Here is a 16,761-nt window from a genome sequence, read left to right as displayed (position 1 = left end):
GGCAGCAGCTTTTTTTAATGCGATTGCCCATGATAACTCTTAATGTTTCTGGCTGCTCGTAACAGTCCCACAAGTATTTTGCGACGCTTTGAACGCTCGGATGGTGACGTAGGGGAATTATTATCTTCTGGCTTGGTTAGCGCTCACAATCTAACACAATTGTGTTAGACAAAGTAAATATCACCAAACTCTAATACGCTCATGATCGATTGATGAGCGTGTACTGCTGGGATTAGATTTCCTTGGAATTCTAAATCTTTTGTTGTACAAGCATCTTCAATTACAACACATTGAAATCCTAAATCACTGGCAGCGCGTACTGTTGCATCAATACATACATGAGTCATCATACCGCAAATGACTAGTTGCTCTATTTTCTCTTTTTTTAATATTTGTAATAAATTTGTTCTTAAAAAACTGTTAGGATGATGTTTTTGTATGACTCTTTCAGTAGCAATCGGTTGTACGTCATCATGAATTTGAGCCCCTACTGTCTCGGGTAAGAAGAAAGTAGCCCCTTCATTGTTCGCAATATGTTGTACGTGAATAACTGTTTTATGTTTTTCACGAAACACTTTCAATACTTCCGTCGCTTTTTGTACGGCTTTTTCAGGCTGATGTAATTCCATATTGCCGCCTTCAAAGTAATCATTTTGTATGTCGACTAATAGTAACGCTTCGTTCATAGTAAATCCCCCCACACTTATTTATACAGCATGTTATTTGTACTGTACCGTTATTATATAAAGTGCAAGTATGTGGAAGTAATAACGTCATGAAACGATTTTGACGTATATAGTTTCATGGTGTAAAAAGTAAAAATTGGTATGGTAACAATAATCAAAAAGAGAAATATGAATATTATTTTTTTAATTCACTATTAAATCCATCTAATTCTTCTTTTTATAATTAAGTATATAAATACTTTACTCTTTCCAAAACTGTTCTAGCAGAATAACGATCATAGTACCCACAAGTAATCCATTACTTAAAACATATTGTAAGGAAGAAGGAATTCCGCTAAATGCACTTTCTGGAAGAAACATTATTCCCAAACTGATTAATAATGAAATTCCTAATATAGTTAATCGGCGTTGATTTAATTCTTCACGTAAAATGGATTGAAATGAAATGCCTATTACTTGGACAAATGTTGCTAAAAGTGCGGCATTAGCAATAGGACCTGGTAGCAAGGATATAAAGCTTACAATTGAGGGAATAAAAGAAATTCCTGCTAATATGAGACTTGCTATAAGGAACGACTTCATTTTTCTTTGTCCTGTTAGTTGAATAAATCCTGCTGATGCAGGTAATGGTACAATTCCAATTGTAGAGAACAACGACGAGATAATATGTGATATACCTCCGGCCCACACACCACGGTTCAGTGTTTGCTTTTCATTTTCTTTAGATAACGGAGCCACTTGTTTTACAGCTGAAACAGCAGCAATCGTATTTGCAACTAAAAGAAATGTAAATAAAGTTGCAGTTAGAGTCATTCCAATATCGAATCTAGGCATGCCCCAAGCGAATATCTCTGGTAACTTAACTAACGGTGTGTGTGAAGGCATATGAGATGATTTTCCTAATACAGCATACAAAAGCCAACCAAATGAAATGCCAAGTAACACAGCGTAACTTTTCATCCATCCTTTCCCTTTAATTGATAAGAAGGTAATCATGGCAAAAACAAAGAGTGCAATAGTAGCTGTTGTATAATCAGGATGAGTTGCGGCCCCATGTAACCCCATCATTCCTTTTAGTAACACACCACTAAGCTGAAGGGCTAAGATTAAAAGAAAAGTTCCTGTAACTAAAGGGGTAAATAAACGCAAGGTTCGATGTACAAGCCCTGTTATACCAAGCGTGAAGAGTAATATACCTGCAATAATTAACCCGCCTTCTAAAAGTTGCAACACGTCTTTTGCGCTTTGGCCCTGATGCATAGCTACTTGTCCCAGTATGACAAATATACTTACCCATGAACCGGCTGGACCATCCGCTATGGGATAGCGATGCCCAAACCATGCTTGTATAAATGAACTTACTCCCACGACTAAAAAAGTTCGCTGCATTAATGTTGAAATATCTTCTATTGATAAATGGAATATGCCACCAATAATTATAGGCAATGCAATTGCATTTGCTAATAAAAACACAAACCACTGTAGAATACTAAAGCTCGTATCAAAGTATTTTTTATTCATATTATTCTCCTTTGCCGAAAAAGAATTTCGTAGTAAAAATCCACCCTTTCTATACAGTTAGATTAAAAAGGATGGATTTTGTAAATCTATAAAATCATTTTAATTATATAGATAGATTTTTAATTAATTACCATGTACGGAACGGTAAGAATTTCCCGTTAAGTGTAATAACGATACGAGGATCGCCACCTTTTGGATCTTCTTGTGTATCCACACCTAGATTGAAGTTAATTGCACTCATTACACCTTCGCCAGCTTTTTCTAAGATTAATTCTCTAAGAGTTGGTGCGTATTGTAACATCATTTCATATAATCGATATAAGATTGGGTCAGTAGGAGGCATTTGCATTACTTGACCTCGAAGTGGAACTACTGTTAATGCCTGAACTACTTCTTCATCTAATTCTAATAGTTTACCAATTTTTTCTGCTTCCGGACGTGTCATTGTAGCTTGTCCTAATAATGCTGTTACAACCCAAGTCTCAGAGTTTTCACTTACTTTTGAAATTTCTTCCCATGTTAAACCTTTTGCGATTTTTGCTTCCATAATTTTTTGCGTAGCTTCTTGTCTATTCATATCTAATAACTTCCCTTCATTTAAGTAATAATTAATGTTCCATACCATTTAATTTTTTATATCCATCAACTACTAAATCTAATTTACCTGTGTGAGGATCAATAACTAGACCATGTACAGGGACATCTTTTGGAATAAGTGGATGATTTCTTACTAAATCAACATTAGCTTGAGTTGAATCGCAGACATCATCGAATCCAAATAACCATTTTTCAAGGTCAACACCAGCATATTCAATTGCTGATAAAATTTCTGGTGAAGCTACTCCACGATCTAATATTTTTTGAAGTGTTCCTTTTGGATTAGTTTGGCTTGCGCCACATCTATGGTGTCCGATAAGAAAGATTTCATCTGCATTTAGATCATATACTGATGCTACAACACTTTGCATAACGCTATCGAAAGGAGAAGCAATTTTACCACCTGCATTTCTGATAACTTTTGCATCACCATCGTGTATATCTAAAGCTTTTGGAAGTAGCTCAATTAAACGAGCATCCATGCAAGAAACAACAACCATACGTTTTTTAGGCATTTTTGTCGCTTCACAAGGAGCGTATTCCTTATTTTCTACAAATTGTTCATTGAACGATAGGATTTCTTGTAATAACATATTTGTAACCTCCTTTAAATCTAGATGTATTTTTTGTTGCGTCCTCTATGTTATAAGTGAATATAACTGATAGATAATGTGTTGTAAGAGGATAAACTAAGTATAGTGAATTGTATCGATAAGCAGAATAAGCTGGCGAAACACTTTCTGGCTTTCTACTTTCACGGTGAAAGGATTGGTTTATATCATTGATCAAACAGATTTTGAGATACTAAAATTATTAGGAGAAAACTCAAGAATACAATGGAAAGAACTTGGTCAGAAAATACATATGACGGGGCAGGCTGTAGGAAATCGAATTCGAAGGTTAGAGGATTTAGGGATTATTGAGCAATACACAATCGCAATAAACCGAATCAAATTAGGACAAGTAGTGACTGCGTTTGTTACTTTGTTCGTAACAACAGCTAACCATCAAGAGTTTATGAATTTCTTTCAAGGAGAAGAAGGGATTTCTGAAGTACACCGTATAAGTGGTGATGGATGTTATTTATTAAAAACACATTTTTCTTCCAATGAAGAGTTAGATAACTTTCTAGGACGACTATTAAAGTATGGGAATTACCGTGTTAACCTATCAATAGGGAAGTTAAAATAAACTTTCTGCAAGTTTATGGTTCTTTTTGCTTGTGGCTAAGACATGGTTCGAAAAATAAAAGGAGTATCCCTTATTAAATAAGAGATACTCCTTTTATTTGTTTTTAATAATTATTTATTATTTTACACCTAATTTTTCTTTTATTTTTGCTGGTATATCTGTTTTCTTTACGTCCTCTTGTTTAATGTAAAGGCGTAAGACTGCATTTTCTTTCGTTTTTTCATTATTTGCTTTTGACTAGTGAAGGGAACTTTTTTAACATCAAAATCCCTGCGCTGTATGCAACAGGGATTCTATTATTACTTATCTGACGGTATGATCCTATTTCATTTTATAGCTTATTTAGAAGAATCATGTACAGGTTTTGATTTAGTGTCCTCAGGCATTTCAAAGGTTTGATTATGGTTAGATTTCACATCTTCGTTAGGAATTGCTGGCACTGCGTCTTCAGGTGAACTATGGATTGGCGAAGAAGTTGTTGTTCCATCTACACTTGTTGTAACTGACATTGGTTGATTTTGATCAATTTTTGTACCTTTGTCCATCTTTTTTGCGGATTCTTTTTCACTTTTATTTGTTTGTCTCCATTCTATTTTTTTATTCGATTCTAGTTTGTTCGTTTTCATATCTTCTGTATCTACTGCACCACCCGCTAATAATCCTGTACTTAAAAGTGTTCCTGCTAATAATGTTTTAAACATTTTCCATTACCTCCTTGTTTAAGATTACATTTAGCATAAAACAAGTATCTGGAGTTTATTTGGAGTTCATCTAGATTTTATGTAAGTTTTGCATGTAGGGGCACCATACGAAAAAAGAAAATTGTGCGTTTGGACAAAAAGTAGCCGATTCCCTGTATGTTAAGGAACCGGCTACTTTCTATACTACCTTTTTATGTTTATGAAATTAAAAATGATAGAGTAGAAATCATGTATGAAATAAATGTAAGTAACACAAGGAAGAATATAAGCATGGTATTGGATATACATCGTTCTATTCTTTTTTTCATTTAGATTTACTTTATTTTTTCAATTTGGTAGGATCAATTTGAAGTTGACCTTTCCAAGAACCAGATAATTTTCCAATCCTGCTTATATTTACATCTAATGTAAGTGGTTGTTTGAAAGAATCTTTCCCTTCAGGACCTTCGATAAATGTAATGACACCTTCTGGTCTATCCTTAAAACGAATACCTATATGCTTTAATTCTTCACCGGATGCTTTTAGTTCGAATGGTCCACCATTTTCTCCTTGAATAAATGCTAATTGTCCGAAGTACCCATTTTTCTTATACTCTGGGTTTTTTTCTTGTTGACCATTTACTTTGCCGTCATCTTCAAGTTGTAACCCCGTTGTATCAAATTCAAACGGTACTACATTTCCATTTTCTTTTTCAATTTTGTAATGAACGGATATACGTGCATCCGCTACATATAATTCTTTCAGATGTACTGTAACACCTTGATCTGTAATCTTTTCATCAAGAGGAATAAATTGCCCTTTTGTAACGTCTCTTCCTTCATCAATAATCGTATCATTTGAAATTGCATTGGAAAAATAAGAGGCAACATCTGTAGCTGCCACTCGAACTTGTGGAATCATGGCTGTTGAAAAAAGCCCTGCTACCACTACTGCTATATACATGAAACGTTTTGATTTTTTATTCATATTTGTAAATAATCCCTTCTTCTGTTCAGGTTTTTGATTGATATAAGAAACATCTTCTAATTTTGCGCGATTTTCAAATGCTTTCCACGCTTGGTCTACATCAATTTTGATTTCCTTTGATGAATGTACTATTTCTTCCTCTAACATGACATTTTCCCATTGATTTAATTTGCTAATTTCTAGTAATAAGTCTTGGCATGCGTTACACGTATCTAAATGTTTTGTGAATTCTTTTCTTGTCTCATAAGGTAATTCCCCATCCATATATGCTTGAATAAATCCCACATCATAACAATTCATTTATTACGCCTCCTCTAACTGTTTATAAATCTTACGAAACTTTTGTTTGGCTCGGACTAATAATGTTCCAATAGAAGATATGTCGATTTGAAGCACTTCGGCAATTTCCTTATACTGAAAACCAGAAAATTTCATCAATAAAATGGTTCGATCTCGTTCATCCATGTTACGGAGTACCATTTGTACCTTTGTAATTTCTTCTTGTCTAATCCAGTCATCATCTAATGATGAAATATGTTGTACTTCATGATATTGTATGGTTTTATCTACTCTCGCCTGATGTCGTTTTTCAGATCGTAGATATTTATACGCTACATAAGTAGAAGATTTTATTAGCCATCCAGGTAAGTGTTCAATTCTCTTCCAATCGTTGCGATATAGCTGTAAAAAGACTTCTTGGGCTAATTCTTCAGCGATAGTCTGATTTTTGACAATCCATACGATCTGTTTCACAACGTAAACATAGTTTTGTTTAAACAAATCTTCAAATGTCACATCCGAAAAAGGGCTGTCTTCCTTTTTTATTTTTAACATGTCAGTTAAAACCTCACTCTCATTTGATGCCTGTATTATAGAGAACCCGGAATAACGGGTTTTGTGACAAAATTTTTTATTTTTTTATTATGTACGAAAAAAATATTCATCTGTTAAGGTGAAAAAAGGATGGCAGTGTTCGAGTTGTAATAGTGTTTCTAACTATGCACATAAGTGTATTTTACAAGATTAAACACGTCTTATTGAAAAGGCGATTTATAATAGTGAGTTGGAAGAGCTTCTGAATGTGCAATTAAGCTCAATCGTGAAAAGGTTACTTCAAGTATTGGAAGTTCTATATACCGGTGAGAGTAAAGGGAGGAAGTATGATTTAACACTTTATCAGTAAGGAAAGTAAAAGGATCATCAATTAATTGATGATCCTTTTACTTTTAGAAATTTATTTTACACCTAAATTTTCTTTTGTTTTTGCAGGTAAATCAGCCTTTCTGTACTTCTTCATATTTTCTTCTTTTTCTTGAAATAAAAAATATTATTGGTACATTAATTTTTGATGCAAAGTTTAATCAGCTCATTCGAATATCAGATGATGCTTCTGAAGAAGGTTTCCCAGATCCGCTTTTACAACTGAAACGGCAAGAGATGAAGCTGAGAAAATGGCTGAGTCTACATGGTTTACATAATCTTCCGATTGAATCCCTTGTTGTAATTAGTTCACCTCGTACAATTATTAAAACTTCAGATAAAATACTTCTTAGTAAAGTTATCCACAGTGCAAATTTACCTAATAGAATAAAACAAATTGAAAATCAATATAAAGAAAAATCGCTTGGCAATATAAATGGACTTATAGATCAAATTATGAATGAGTATTCTCTACAGCGACAAAATATTCTTGCGCAATATAAAATTAAAAAAGTGGAATTGCTAAAGGGCGTACAGTGTGAGGAATGTTTTACAATGGCAATGTTAAAAGAAAAACAGGGATGGCGTTGCTCAAACTGTAATAGTGTGTCTAAACACGCTCATTTACGCGCTTTACAAGATTACACACTTCTATTTGAAATGATAACTACTAATAGAAAATTGAGGGATTTTCTTAATATGCAATCTAGCTCTGCTGTTAAAAGACTCCTCCAAACAATGAACATCCCCCACACAGGGGAAAACAAAGGACGAATATATGATTTAACTTCTTTCCAATGATAATTTTGCTATAATAAATACGTACGTATACGAAGGGGAGTTTAAAGAGAAAATGAAGTCATTTAATATCGATCATTATATAGCTAGCGTGTTACAGTGGATATTAAATATAGCTCTAATTATATTGTCCATTGTCTTATCTATCTTTTTAATTAATGAGACAATCACATTTATTCAATACATATTTTCGGCGAAGAAGTATACATCTTATAAATTGGTTGAAAGTATCATCGTCTATTTCTTATACTTCGAGTTTATTGCATTAATTATTAAGTATTTTAAATCGAACTATCATTTCCCGTTACGTTATTTTATTTATATCGGAATTACGGCATTAATTCGGTTAATTATTGTATCTCATGAGGAACCGATGGAGACGTTATTATATGCGGGATCCATTCTTGTTTTAGTCATTGCTTTATACATATCGAATATGAGAGATTTGAGAAAAGAGTAGTAGTGCAGACATAAGTTTGCACTACTTTTTCATCTTGACCTTCAAGTTACTTTAAGGTTTACAATGTAAATAGGACGTTTGAAATCGAAAAAAATTGAGAAATTAAGTGAAGAGGTTATTTTACTTGGAGGTTATAGAAATGAGTCAGGAATTAAAGTTACGTCCTTTAGAACGGGAAGATTTAAAGTTCGTGCACGAGCTTAATAATAACGCGCATATTATGTCTTATTGGTTTGAAGAGCCGTATGAAGCTTTTGTAGAACTACAGGATTTATATGATAAACATATCCACGATCAAAGTGAACGCCGTTTTATCCTGGAGAAAGATAATGAGATGGTTGGATTAGTCGAGTTAGTGGAAATCGATTATATTCATCGAAGAACTGAATTCCAGATTATTATTGATCCGAATTATCAAGGATATGGTTATGCAGCGGAAGCAACACGTTTAGCGATGGATTACGCTTTTTCTGTATTAAATATGCATAAACTCTATTTAGTTGTTGATAAAGAAAATGAAAAGGCTGTACATGTTTATAAAAAGGTTGGATTTATGGTGGAAGGTGAGTTACAAGACGAATTTTTCGTTGATGGTAACTACCATAATGCGATAAGAATGTGTATGTTTCAGAAGCAATATTTTGAAAATAAGTAGTTGAATTATTTGGAAGTAATCTTGACGCTTCATAAAACCGTATGCTAAGATCCCTTTTAAGTATTAAGGAAGGTGCAGAACATGCTTTATATAAAATTTGTAAAACTCATTAGAAAACTTTGCTCCGCACAAATGTATACGGTGAAGCGTTGTACGGAGCTTAATCAAGGGGTATAAATCCCCGATATTCATCGGCTGAATAACTTTTCCAAAAAAGTATAGTTTATCTATGCTTATTTGGTTTTGGTTTTTAGCTGATGCATAAAATAGATTAAGGGGCCATAGACAATGCTTTGTCTATGGCCCTTTGTGTATATTATTCCGATGATTTTTTACAATAAATTGGAGTAGTATAGGAAAAAACCACGAAGCAGAGGGCTAGTGTCGAATGACGCTATCTCTCTGCTTTTTTTAATTTCAGGAAAAGAGGAATACGAATGAGTTTACTTAAAGTTGAAAGTTTATCACATAGTTTTATAGATAAAGCCTTATATGAAAATGCTTCTTTTGATTTGCATAAAGGAGAACATATGGGGATTGTTGGACAGAATGGTGCGGGGAAAAGTACGTTAATGAAAATATTGATTGAAGAAATAATTCCTGATAAGGGAGACATAAAGTGGCAGCCTAATATTCAAATTGGGCATCTTGATCAATTTGCAGAAATTGATGGAATTTATACCATTTCACAATATTTAAAGAGAGCTTTTCATGATTTGTTTGAAATGGAAGATAGAATGAACAAATTGTATGAAGAAAGTGCTATGACAGGTGATCCTGACAAATTGTTAAAAGCGGCCGCATATCAAGAACAACTTGAGGCTCGTGATTTTTATTCGGTAGATAGCACAATTAATAAAATTGCAGTTGGCTTAGGTATTGATGCTATTGGCATGAATCGTATAATCGCTGAACTAAGCGGGGGACAACGTGCAAAAGTAATTTTAGCGAAGCTTTTATTAGAAGAGCCTAATATTTTATTACTAGATGAACCGACGAACTTCCTTGATAAAGAGCATGTGGAGTGGCTTGCTAATTATTTAATGAATTTTGAAGGGGCTTTTATTGTAGTGTCACATGATTTTGATTTTCTGGAAAAAGTGACTTCTTGCATATGTGATGTAGAGTTTGGAACGGTTAAGAAGTATTACGGAAAATACTCAGATTTTGTAAGACAAAAGGAGCATTTGCGAAAAGATTATATTCGCCAATATCATGCACAACAAAAAAAGATTGAAAAAACGGAAGAGTATATTCGTAGAAATATTGCTGGAGTGAATTCAAAAATAGCACAAGGACGTAGAAAGCAGTTGCAACGTATGGAAAGAATTGCGCCACCAAGTTTTACTTATAAACCGTCTATTCATTTTCGGGAACTTCCTATTTCAGTTCAAACAGTTCTTGAGGTAAATAACCTTGAAGTTGGTTATGACTTTGCTCTCTTACCAAAATTGAATTTCTCAGTAATGGGTGGGCAAAAACTTGTTATTACAGGGTTCAATGGAGTAGGGAAATCTACTTTATTAAAAACAATCGTTGGCACTATTGCTAGTATTTCTGGAGAATTTCACTTCTCAGAGCAAATAAAGATTGGATATTATGAACAAGATTTAAATTGGAGCAATGATTCTTTAACGCCGCTTCAAATTATTTCAGAACAGTTTCCTAAACTGAATATGAAGGAAATACGTCATCATTTAGCTGCGTGTTGTGTGAAGGATACTCATGTTTCGCAAGAAATTCATACGTTAAGTGGTGGTGAACAATCGAAGGTGAAACTGTGCGGATTATTATTATCACCGTGTAATTTTTTAATCTTAGATGAGCCGACGAATCATTTAGATGCAGAAGCGAAGGAATCTTTGCAAAAGGCATTAATTCAGTTTAAGGGTAGCATCATACTCGTATCTCACGAAGCACGTTTGTATCATGATTGGGCAGATAGTATTTTCAACATAGAAAGTGGTTTAATCGAGGAGAGTAAAAAAGATGATAAATGATAATGATTGGAAAGTGAAAATAATAATGTTTTTGACCGCTCAAACGATTTCGTTGTTCGGTTCATCTCTCGTACAGTACGCGATCATATGGTATATCACCCTTACAACATCATCAGGAGTGATGTTGACCATTTCAACTGTTTGCGGTTTTCTACCACAAATTGCGATATCTTTATTTGCTGGTGTGTGGATTGATCGTTATGACCGTAAAAAAATGATCATGTTATCGGATGGGATTATAGCGATTGCTACGTTAGTTTTGGCAATTTTATTTTTAGCAGGATATAAAAGTATTTGGATGTTTTTTATAGTATTACTCATTCGCTCAGCTGGTACAGGGGTACAAACACCGGCTGTGAATGCGTTAATTCCACAAATTGTTCCGAAAGATTATCTTATGAAAGTAAATGGGATAAATAGCAGTATTACATCTATAATTATGTTTCTTTCTCCAGCAGTAAGTGCTGCAATTCTTTCTATTGCCAGCATTGAAACGACATTTTTTATTGATGTTATTACGGCTATAATCGGAATTAGTATTATGTTTATCATTCAAGTTGAAGGACATGTGAATGTAGAGAGTAAGCAAAAGTCTAATCTACAAGGTATAAAAGAAGGATTTGTTTATTTAAAAGAAAATGTATTTATTAAAAGGCTACTCGTTTTATTAATCATTATCATGATTTTAATAAGTCCAGCTGCCTTTTTAACACCTTTAATGGTAACTCGTTCCTTCGGAGCAGAAATGTGGAGACTTACTGCTAGTGAGATGACCTTTAGTGCTGGTGCAGCAGCTGGTGGCGTACTGATTGCAGCGTGGGGTGGCTTTCGTAATCGTATGCATACAACGGCGATAGCCTGTGCGTTATATGGTCTGCTTATGATAGGACTAGGAATTGCACCGATATTTATTATGTATTTAGTCTTTAATTTTTTAATTGGTATAACAATGCCATGTTTTAATACGCCAGTTACTGTGTTATTGCAGGAGAAAGTAGATCCAGTTATGCATGGCAGAATGTTTAGCCTCGTACAAATTGCAAATTCATGTGCTTTACCTTTAGGGATGGTTATATTTGGTCCTTTGGCTGATGTGTTTAGTGTAGAGATTTTGTTAATTTATGCTGGGATATTCGTACTATTATGTGCAATGTATGTTGTATTAAGCAGGAAGTTTGAAGTGTAAATATTAATTGTCTATAAAAGGTTTGTGAGGAAATTTAAGATGCTTCATAAACCTTTTGTTTTTATATTAGTCAATAATAATTTATTGTAAAACAATAAATTATTATTGACTAATGATTTTATTTTGGGTAATATGATGTTAATTAATTAAGAAGAATTATATGAATAGAGGAGAATGTAAAATGAAAAATAAATACGTAGTAGCCATTTCTTTCATGATCTTAGCGATTATTTCTTTAACTATACATGCTTCAAACAGTAAAGTAGGAGCGAATGGATTTCTTGAAGAACCTTTCTTTTTCCTAGTACCGATAAGTTATGTATTGTTCTTGAGTGGTATTGGTGTATTACTATTTGGATTTATTACTTCAAAGCTGAGAAAAAGTAATAGATAAAGTGAAGTTTAATTAGTGAGGGATTCATCAATCGGGACAAAATACTCACTATGAAATAGAAACATACCATATGGAAGAAAAATAATAAGTGAGCTGAATAATGATGAATCATTATTTTTATAATGGTAGACAAGTAGGGGCAGCTATAACGCTAGCCGGGGCACAGGGGACAATTCATGCTATGAATCAAGTTATTCAAATGCAGCAACAAGCACAGCTTGCACAAATGATGCAAAGTCAGTATATGCTGTATTCACAGCTTCCGATGCAAATTGTACATTACGATGTGGATCCAGCTAGTTTATTTTCCATTCCATATGGCGGGACATACTTCTTATGAAAGAAAGCGACTGATGAGAATCGCTTTCTTTTTTTATCCCGCTATTTGCCGGGCAGTAAGACCCCCACCTCAAAATTCAGCGAAAGAAAAGAAGTTAGGTGGGGGGCGGGCTGCTCGTAAAAGCCCGATTGGTTCAACTAATAATCAGTGGGGGATGAACAAAACCTCCCACTGATTAAAGTTGCACTTTATATTCCTCCTAACTTCATTCCAAGGAATGCGAAGAGGATACCAATTATGTAAGTAGTACTTAAATATAAAAGGGATGTGTAAATTTTTTTGCGATTGAGAAGCTGAATGGACTCTAATTTAAACGTCGAAAATGTAGTGAATGCGCCCATAAATCCAGTACCTAATAATAATTGCCAGCCTGTAGTGACTCCGTTGCCAATTATATACCCGAGTAAAAAAGCTCCTGTTATATTAATAAGGAATGTAGCAATTGGAAAGGATGTTTTATTTCTTTTTTTAAACCAATTGCTAATTGCAAATCGTGTAATGGCACCGAAAAACCCTCCTGTTGCGACTAATAAAGCTCCCATCATGAGTAATCACCTTCCGTAAGATGCTTCTTAATTAAGAAATCACCAAGTGTATAGCCAAGTCCAGACATAATGAGGCCGCCAAGTATGCTACATGCTACATATAAGAAGGCCACGCTCCATTCAGAATGATTGATTAATTGCACAGTTTCTACACTGAATGTTGAAAACGTCGTAAAGGAACCGATGAATCCAGTTCCGATGCCTGTGATAACCTCCGAAGGTAAGATGTTTAGCCGAGCGATATACGCAGTCAGCCAAGCTAATAAGAAACAGCCGATTAAGTTAATGAATAATGTAGCTAATGGAAATGAATGATGCCAAAATACATGAATAGTAAGACCTAAATAATAACGGGAAAGGGCTCCTAATATACCGGCTATGCCAACGATAATATAAATCAAATTCCTCACCTCTTTAAATAGCTTGCTCAAAAAAATAGACTCCTACCAGTAGTTATACTGGTAGGAGTCATTAGCTAAGCAGCAGTTATGGCGAACTCCATCACCTATAATTATTACATATAGTGTACTAAAAATTTCGTTTGATTTCCAGTGGAGAAGTTGGTGTATTTTGTATTTCTCTAATAGTTTAAGATAGGGAATTCTTACTTATAAACTAAATATAGTGATATAAGGTTTTCGGTGTGATAAAATGTTTCGTATGTCTGTCGCTTTTTTATTTAACTGAAAATAAAGAAAAGTAAAATCGTATGTTTTAGAAAAGGAGTCGTTTGTTTGAAAAAGTTATTAAAAATAGTACTTATATGTATTTTAGTAGGGGTGGGAGTTGTAGGTGGGTTTTTAGCGTATATGACACTTACAAAGGAACAGCCGGCTGATGTTATAAGCTTGAAGGTGGAAAACAATAAGGAGCGCGTAATTGCGCCTGGAAATGAATTTAAAGTTACAACATTTAATATTGGATATGCTGGACTAGATAAGGATCAAGACTTCTTTATGGATGGGGGAAAAGGGTCTGGTTCAAGTAGTAAAGAACAAACGGAAACTAACTTAAAGAATATGCTTTCGTTTTTACAAAATGAGAATAGTGATTTTGCACTATTACAAGAAACAGATATAAAATCAATGCGATCATTTGATGTAAATGGGCATGAATTTTTGAAAAAAGGATTACCTGATTATGCTTCGTCATTCGGAAAGAACTACGATACGAAATGGGTTCCGGTGCCAATAACAAATCCAATGGGATATGCTGAAGCTGGATTAAGTACATTTTCTAAATATACGGTTCAAACAGCGAAGAGATTTCAGCTTCCTGGAATGGAGCCGTGGCCAAAGCGTTTATTTGATTTAGACCGAGCGATTGTTGAACATAAAATACCTGTTAATAATGGGAAATTTATTAGACTCGTAAATTTACATTTGTCTGCTTATGATGAAGGCGGGAAAATTAGAAAACAACAAGTAGAATATTTAAAAAAATATATGAACAAGCATTATGAAAATGGTGATTATGTCATAATGGGCGGAGACTGGAATCAATTACTTTCTAACGTTCAGTTAAGCGATCCTAAGTTTGTGAAAGAGCGTCCTGAGTGGTTAGTAGAATTACCGAAGGGCTTTACTGACGGTGGATTTAAGTGGGCTGTAGATCCGTCTGTTATGACTGTGAGAGATGATGTAAAGAAATACGTGGAAGGTGAAAACTTTGTCACGATTATTGATGGCTTTATCGTTTCACCGAATGTTGAAATTGTAAATGTACAAGGGAAAGATTTGAAGTTTGAAAATAGCGATCATAACCCAGTGAGTGCGGTATTCAAGCTGAAGTAATCGATACGTATGAGTAAGAAGGTGGGGCTTCATATATGGAGTGGTTAAAGAGAACTTGTTTTTCTAACCTCGAGAAAGAATCGCAGAAAAATCATTTATTGTTGTTTATCACGATTTGTAGTTTCTTCCTTGGGATAATCGCGATTGGGTATTACGGATATATTTTTACAGAGAGAGCAATAGCATTTTGGATGTGTGGTATTTCTATCGTAGTATTTGGAACGCTGCTTACTTTTATAGAAAGTATGGAAGCAATGTATAAATACATCATGACATTTATGCTACTTATTATGTCTTTCATTATGGTACAAGCTTTTAATGAAAGCCCAGCTGTATTTCAAATGATCTATTTTACATTAGCGGTTTCACTTATTTATTTGAGTGAACGTCTTATTTTAATCCTTGGCGGGGTAGCAGTTGTTGTTACATTTATACTTTGTAGTTATTGGCCAAATCAATTTTTTGCTTATACAGCGTCATCTGAAGCTGCAAATTTCGCAAGCTTGTTAGCGATTGTAACGATCGCAATGTGGGGTGTCACAAAGATTGGTTCTAATCTATTGGCTCGTTTAAGTGATGAGAAGCAAGCAGTGATGAAGAAAGCTCAGGAGTTAGAAGAAACGCAAAGGCTTATTGAGGAAACTGTTGTGAAGTTAGATAGTAATTTCAATCATTTAAGGCAGAATATGAACACGTCGATGGAGTCGATGAGTGAAATTAATTTTGCTTTTGAAGAAGTAGCAGTTGGCACCCAATCACAATCAGAGATGATGTCACGTTCAGTAGAAGTATTGAATGATATGGAGGAAAATATTAACCAAATCATCCCTCAAGTAAGGAATGCTTCGATTCGCGTTGATAAAAGTTTGGAAATCTCAAAGGGTAGTGTAAACACTTTAAGAAATTTTGAAGCTAACATGAGAAGTTTAAATGATGTTGTTTCACAATCAGGAACTATATTTAGAGAATTGATGACACAATCGAAACAAATTAATGAAATTGTAGATGTAATAACGAATATTTCAAGTCAGACGAGTTTGCTAGCTTTAAATGCAAATATTGAAGCTGCAAGGGCAGGAGAACATGGAAAAGGTTTTGCTATTGTAGCGAATGAAGTGTTAAAGCTTGCTGAAGAATCGAATCATTCTGCGGGGAGAATTCAAGGGATTTTGAAGGAGTTTAGTAATCAAGCAAGTAAAGTAGAAGTGCAGGTAGGGAAGTCAGAAAGAGTACAAGAAGAGTGTAACGAAATGTTAGCAAGTGTTTTAACGAATGTAACGGATTTAGGGAAGTTTATTGATACGATTAATGATGTAATGAGGGAGATTGTTGATCATCAAGAAAGTTTCCAAGCTAAAACGACGAATATCGTAAAGGATGTTACACATGCTTCTAACGTAATTCAGCAAACTTCTGCAGCTACGGAAGAAGTGTTAGCAAGTATTGAAGAAGAAAAGAATCGAAATGATACGTCGGTGAAGACGCTACATACTGTTAGCGAGCAAGTGAAGTTGCTAGAAGATATTTTAGAAAAATAATATCGCTGAAAAAGAGCACAAATGATGTGCTCTTTTTCATTTGAACGAATACTTGATAGGAATTTAATTGCTTTTCTACGAGTTTTCTGCCAAGCTTAAGGGGATAAAGTGAGACTTTAATCATTGGGGGCTACCTATTGATTATTAGTTGAACCCGCAAATAGCGGAATAAAATACTTCAAAGAAAGA

The 16,761-nt window shown here is 34.3% G+C and carries 18 protein-coding genes, 1 pseudogene and 1 riboswitch; of the genes and pseudogenes, 10 read left to right on the top strand and 9 right to left on the bottom strand.

Going from position 1 to position 16,761, the window contains the following annotated elements:
* Positions 1-164: 164 nt before the first annotated feature.
* From ACFVQC_RS16475 to ACFVQC_RS16460, 4 genes are all read right to left on the bottom strand, one after another.
* Positions 165-686 (bottom strand): cysteine hydrolase family protein, encoded by a 522-nt coding sequence (locus ACFVQC_RS16475; protein WP_377898714.1) that lies wholly within the window; start codon positions 684-686, stop codon positions 165-167.
* 240 nt (positions 687-926) lie between these two features.
* Entirely contained in the window at positions 927-2,207 is a 1,281-nt protein-coding gene (locus tag ACFVQC_RS16470) for a purine/pyrimidine permease (protein ID WP_377898713.1), read from the bottom strand.
* A 127-nt stretch (positions 2,208-2,334) separates the two neighbouring features.
* The gene (gene cynS, locus ACFVQC_RS16465) at positions 2,335-2,784 is read right to left on the bottom strand and encodes a cyanase (RefSeq protein ID WP_001081567.1); all 450 of its coding nucleotides are present in this window, start codon (positions 2,782-2,784) and stop codon (positions 2,335-2,337) included.
* Between the two features lie 31 nt (positions 2,785-2,815).
* Entirely contained in the window at positions 2,816-3,397 is a 582-nt protein-coding gene (locus tag ACFVQC_RS16460; RefSeq protein WP_002198892.1) for a beta-class carbonic anhydrase, read from the bottom strand.
* A 166-nt stretch (positions 3,398-3,563) separates the two neighbouring features.
* Between ACFVQC_RS16460 and ACFVQC_RS16455 the strand changes: the two genes are divergently transcribed.
* Positions 3,564-3,995, top strand: a complete 432-nt coding sequence (locus tag ACFVQC_RS16455) for an Lrp/AsnC family transcriptional regulator (protein ID WP_215580071.1) — start codon at positions 3,564-3,566, stop codon at positions 3,993-3,995.
* A gap of 338 nt (positions 3,996-4,333) precedes the next feature.
* On the opposite strand, the gene ACFVQC_RS16450 is transcribed toward ACFVQC_RS16455, so the two are convergent.
* From ACFVQC_RS16450 to ACFVQC_RS16440, 3 genes are all read right to left on the bottom strand, one after another.
* Complete coding sequence (locus tag ACFVQC_RS16450; protein ID WP_377898712.1) at positions 4,334-4,696, bottom strand: hypothetical protein; 363 nt, start codon at positions 4,694-4,696, stop codon at positions 4,334-4,336.
* Between the two features lie 319 nt (positions 4,697-5,015).
* Positions 5,016-5,963, bottom strand: a complete 948-nt coding sequence (locus tag ACFVQC_RS16445) for a DUF4179 domain-containing protein (protein WP_377898711.1) — start codon at positions 5,961-5,963, stop codon at positions 5,016-5,018.
* Positions 5,964-5,966: 3 nt separating this feature from the next.
* Complete coding sequence (locus ACFVQC_RS16440; protein ID WP_002144944.1) at positions 5,967-6,497, bottom strand: RNA polymerase sigma factor SigX; 531 nt, start codon at positions 6,495-6,497, stop codon at positions 5,967-5,969.
* A 456-nt stretch (positions 6,498-6,953) separates the two neighbouring features.
* On the opposite strand from ACFVQC_RS16440, the pseudogene ACFVQC_RS16435 reads away from it, so the two are divergent.
* From ACFVQC_RS16435 to ACFVQC_RS16405, 7 genes and pseudogenes are all read left to right on the top strand, one after another.
* Positions 6,954-7,664, top strand: a pseudogene (locus tag ACFVQC_RS16435) (nuclease-related domain-containing protein); the annotation flags it as partial.
* A gap of 52 nt (positions 7,665-7,716) precedes the next feature.
* Entirely contained in the window at positions 7,717-8,121 is a 405-nt protein-coding gene (psiE, locus tag ACFVQC_RS16430; protein ID WP_002129862.1) for a phosphate-starvation-inducible protein PsiE, read from the top strand.
* A gap of 139 nt (positions 8,122-8,260) precedes the next feature.
* Entirely contained in the window at positions 8,261-8,776 is a 516-nt protein-coding gene (gene speG / locus ACFVQC_RS16425; RefSeq protein WP_377889819.1) for a spermidine N1-acetyltransferase, read from the top strand.
* Positions 8,777-9,213: 437 nt separating this feature from the next.
* A complete protein-coding gene (locus ACFVQC_RS16420; RefSeq protein WP_377898710.1) occupies positions 9,214-10,776 on the top strand; it encodes an ABC-F family ATP-binding cassette domain-containing protein in 1,563 nt (520 codons plus the stop codon).
* Positions 10,769-11,962: an MFS transporter gene (locus ACFVQC_RS16415; RefSeq protein ID WP_377889967.1), complete on the top strand. Its 1,194-nt coding sequence runs from the start codon at positions 10,769-10,771 to the stop codon at positions 11,960-11,962. The genes ACFVQC_RS16420 and ACFVQC_RS16415 overlap by 8 nt, the downstream gene beginning before the upstream one ends.
* A gap of 160 nt (positions 11,963-12,122) precedes the next feature.
* Entirely contained in the window at positions 12,123-12,356 is a 234-nt protein-coding gene (locus tag ACFVQC_RS16410; RefSeq protein WP_377889815.1) for a DUF3955 domain-containing protein, read from the top strand.
* 100 nt (positions 12,357-12,456) lie between these two features.
* Positions 12,457-12,696, top strand: coding sequence for a DUF3947 family protein (locus ACFVQC_RS16405; protein WP_377898709.1), 240 nt, complete (start codon positions 12,457-12,459; stop codon positions 12,694-12,696).
* Between the two features lie 188 nt (positions 12,697-12,884).
* On the opposite strand, the gene crcB (ACFVQC_RS16400) is transcribed toward ACFVQC_RS16405, so the two are convergent.
* Positions 12,885-13,241, bottom strand: coding sequence for a fluoride efflux transporter CrcB (gene crcB / locus ACFVQC_RS16400; RefSeq protein ID WP_377898708.1), 357 nt, complete (start codon positions 13,239-13,241; stop codon positions 12,885-12,887).
* The gene (gene crcB, locus ACFVQC_RS16395; protein ID WP_377889965.1) at positions 13,238-13,642 is read right to left on the bottom strand and encodes a fluoride efflux transporter CrcB; all 405 of its coding nucleotides are present in this window, start codon (positions 13,640-13,642) and stop codon (positions 13,238-13,240) included. The genes crcB (ACFVQC_RS16400) and crcB (ACFVQC_RS16395) overlap by 4 nt, the downstream gene beginning before the upstream one ends.
* Before the next feature lie 54 nt (positions 13,643-13,696).
* A riboswitch (Fluoride riboswitch) is annotated at positions 13,697-13,756 on the bottom strand.
* A gap of 219 nt (positions 13,757-13,975) precedes the next feature.
* On the opposite strand from crcB (ACFVQC_RS16395), the gene ACFVQC_RS16390 reads away from it, so the two are divergent.
* Both ACFVQC_RS16390 and ACFVQC_RS16385 read left to right on the top strand, forming a co-directional pair.
* A complete protein-coding gene (locus ACFVQC_RS16390; protein WP_377898707.1) occupies positions 13,976-15,034 on the top strand; it encodes an endonuclease/exonuclease/phosphatase family protein in 1,059 nt (352 codons plus the stop codon).
* A 35-nt stretch (positions 15,035-15,069) separates the two neighbouring features.
* Positions 15,070-16,572, top strand: coding sequence for a DUF4077 domain-containing protein (locus tag ACFVQC_RS16385; protein ID WP_377889808.1), 1,503 nt, complete (start codon positions 15,070-15,072; stop codon positions 16,570-16,572).
* Positions 16,573-16,761: the final 189 nt, after the last annotated feature.

Source organism: Bacillus sp. NPDC057893, from assembly GCF_042796455.1.
Classification (GTDB): domain Bacteria; phylum Bacillota; class Bacilli; order Bacillales; family Bacillaceae_G; genus Bacillus_A.
This window is presented reverse-complemented; position numbering and strand designations above follow the sequence as displayed.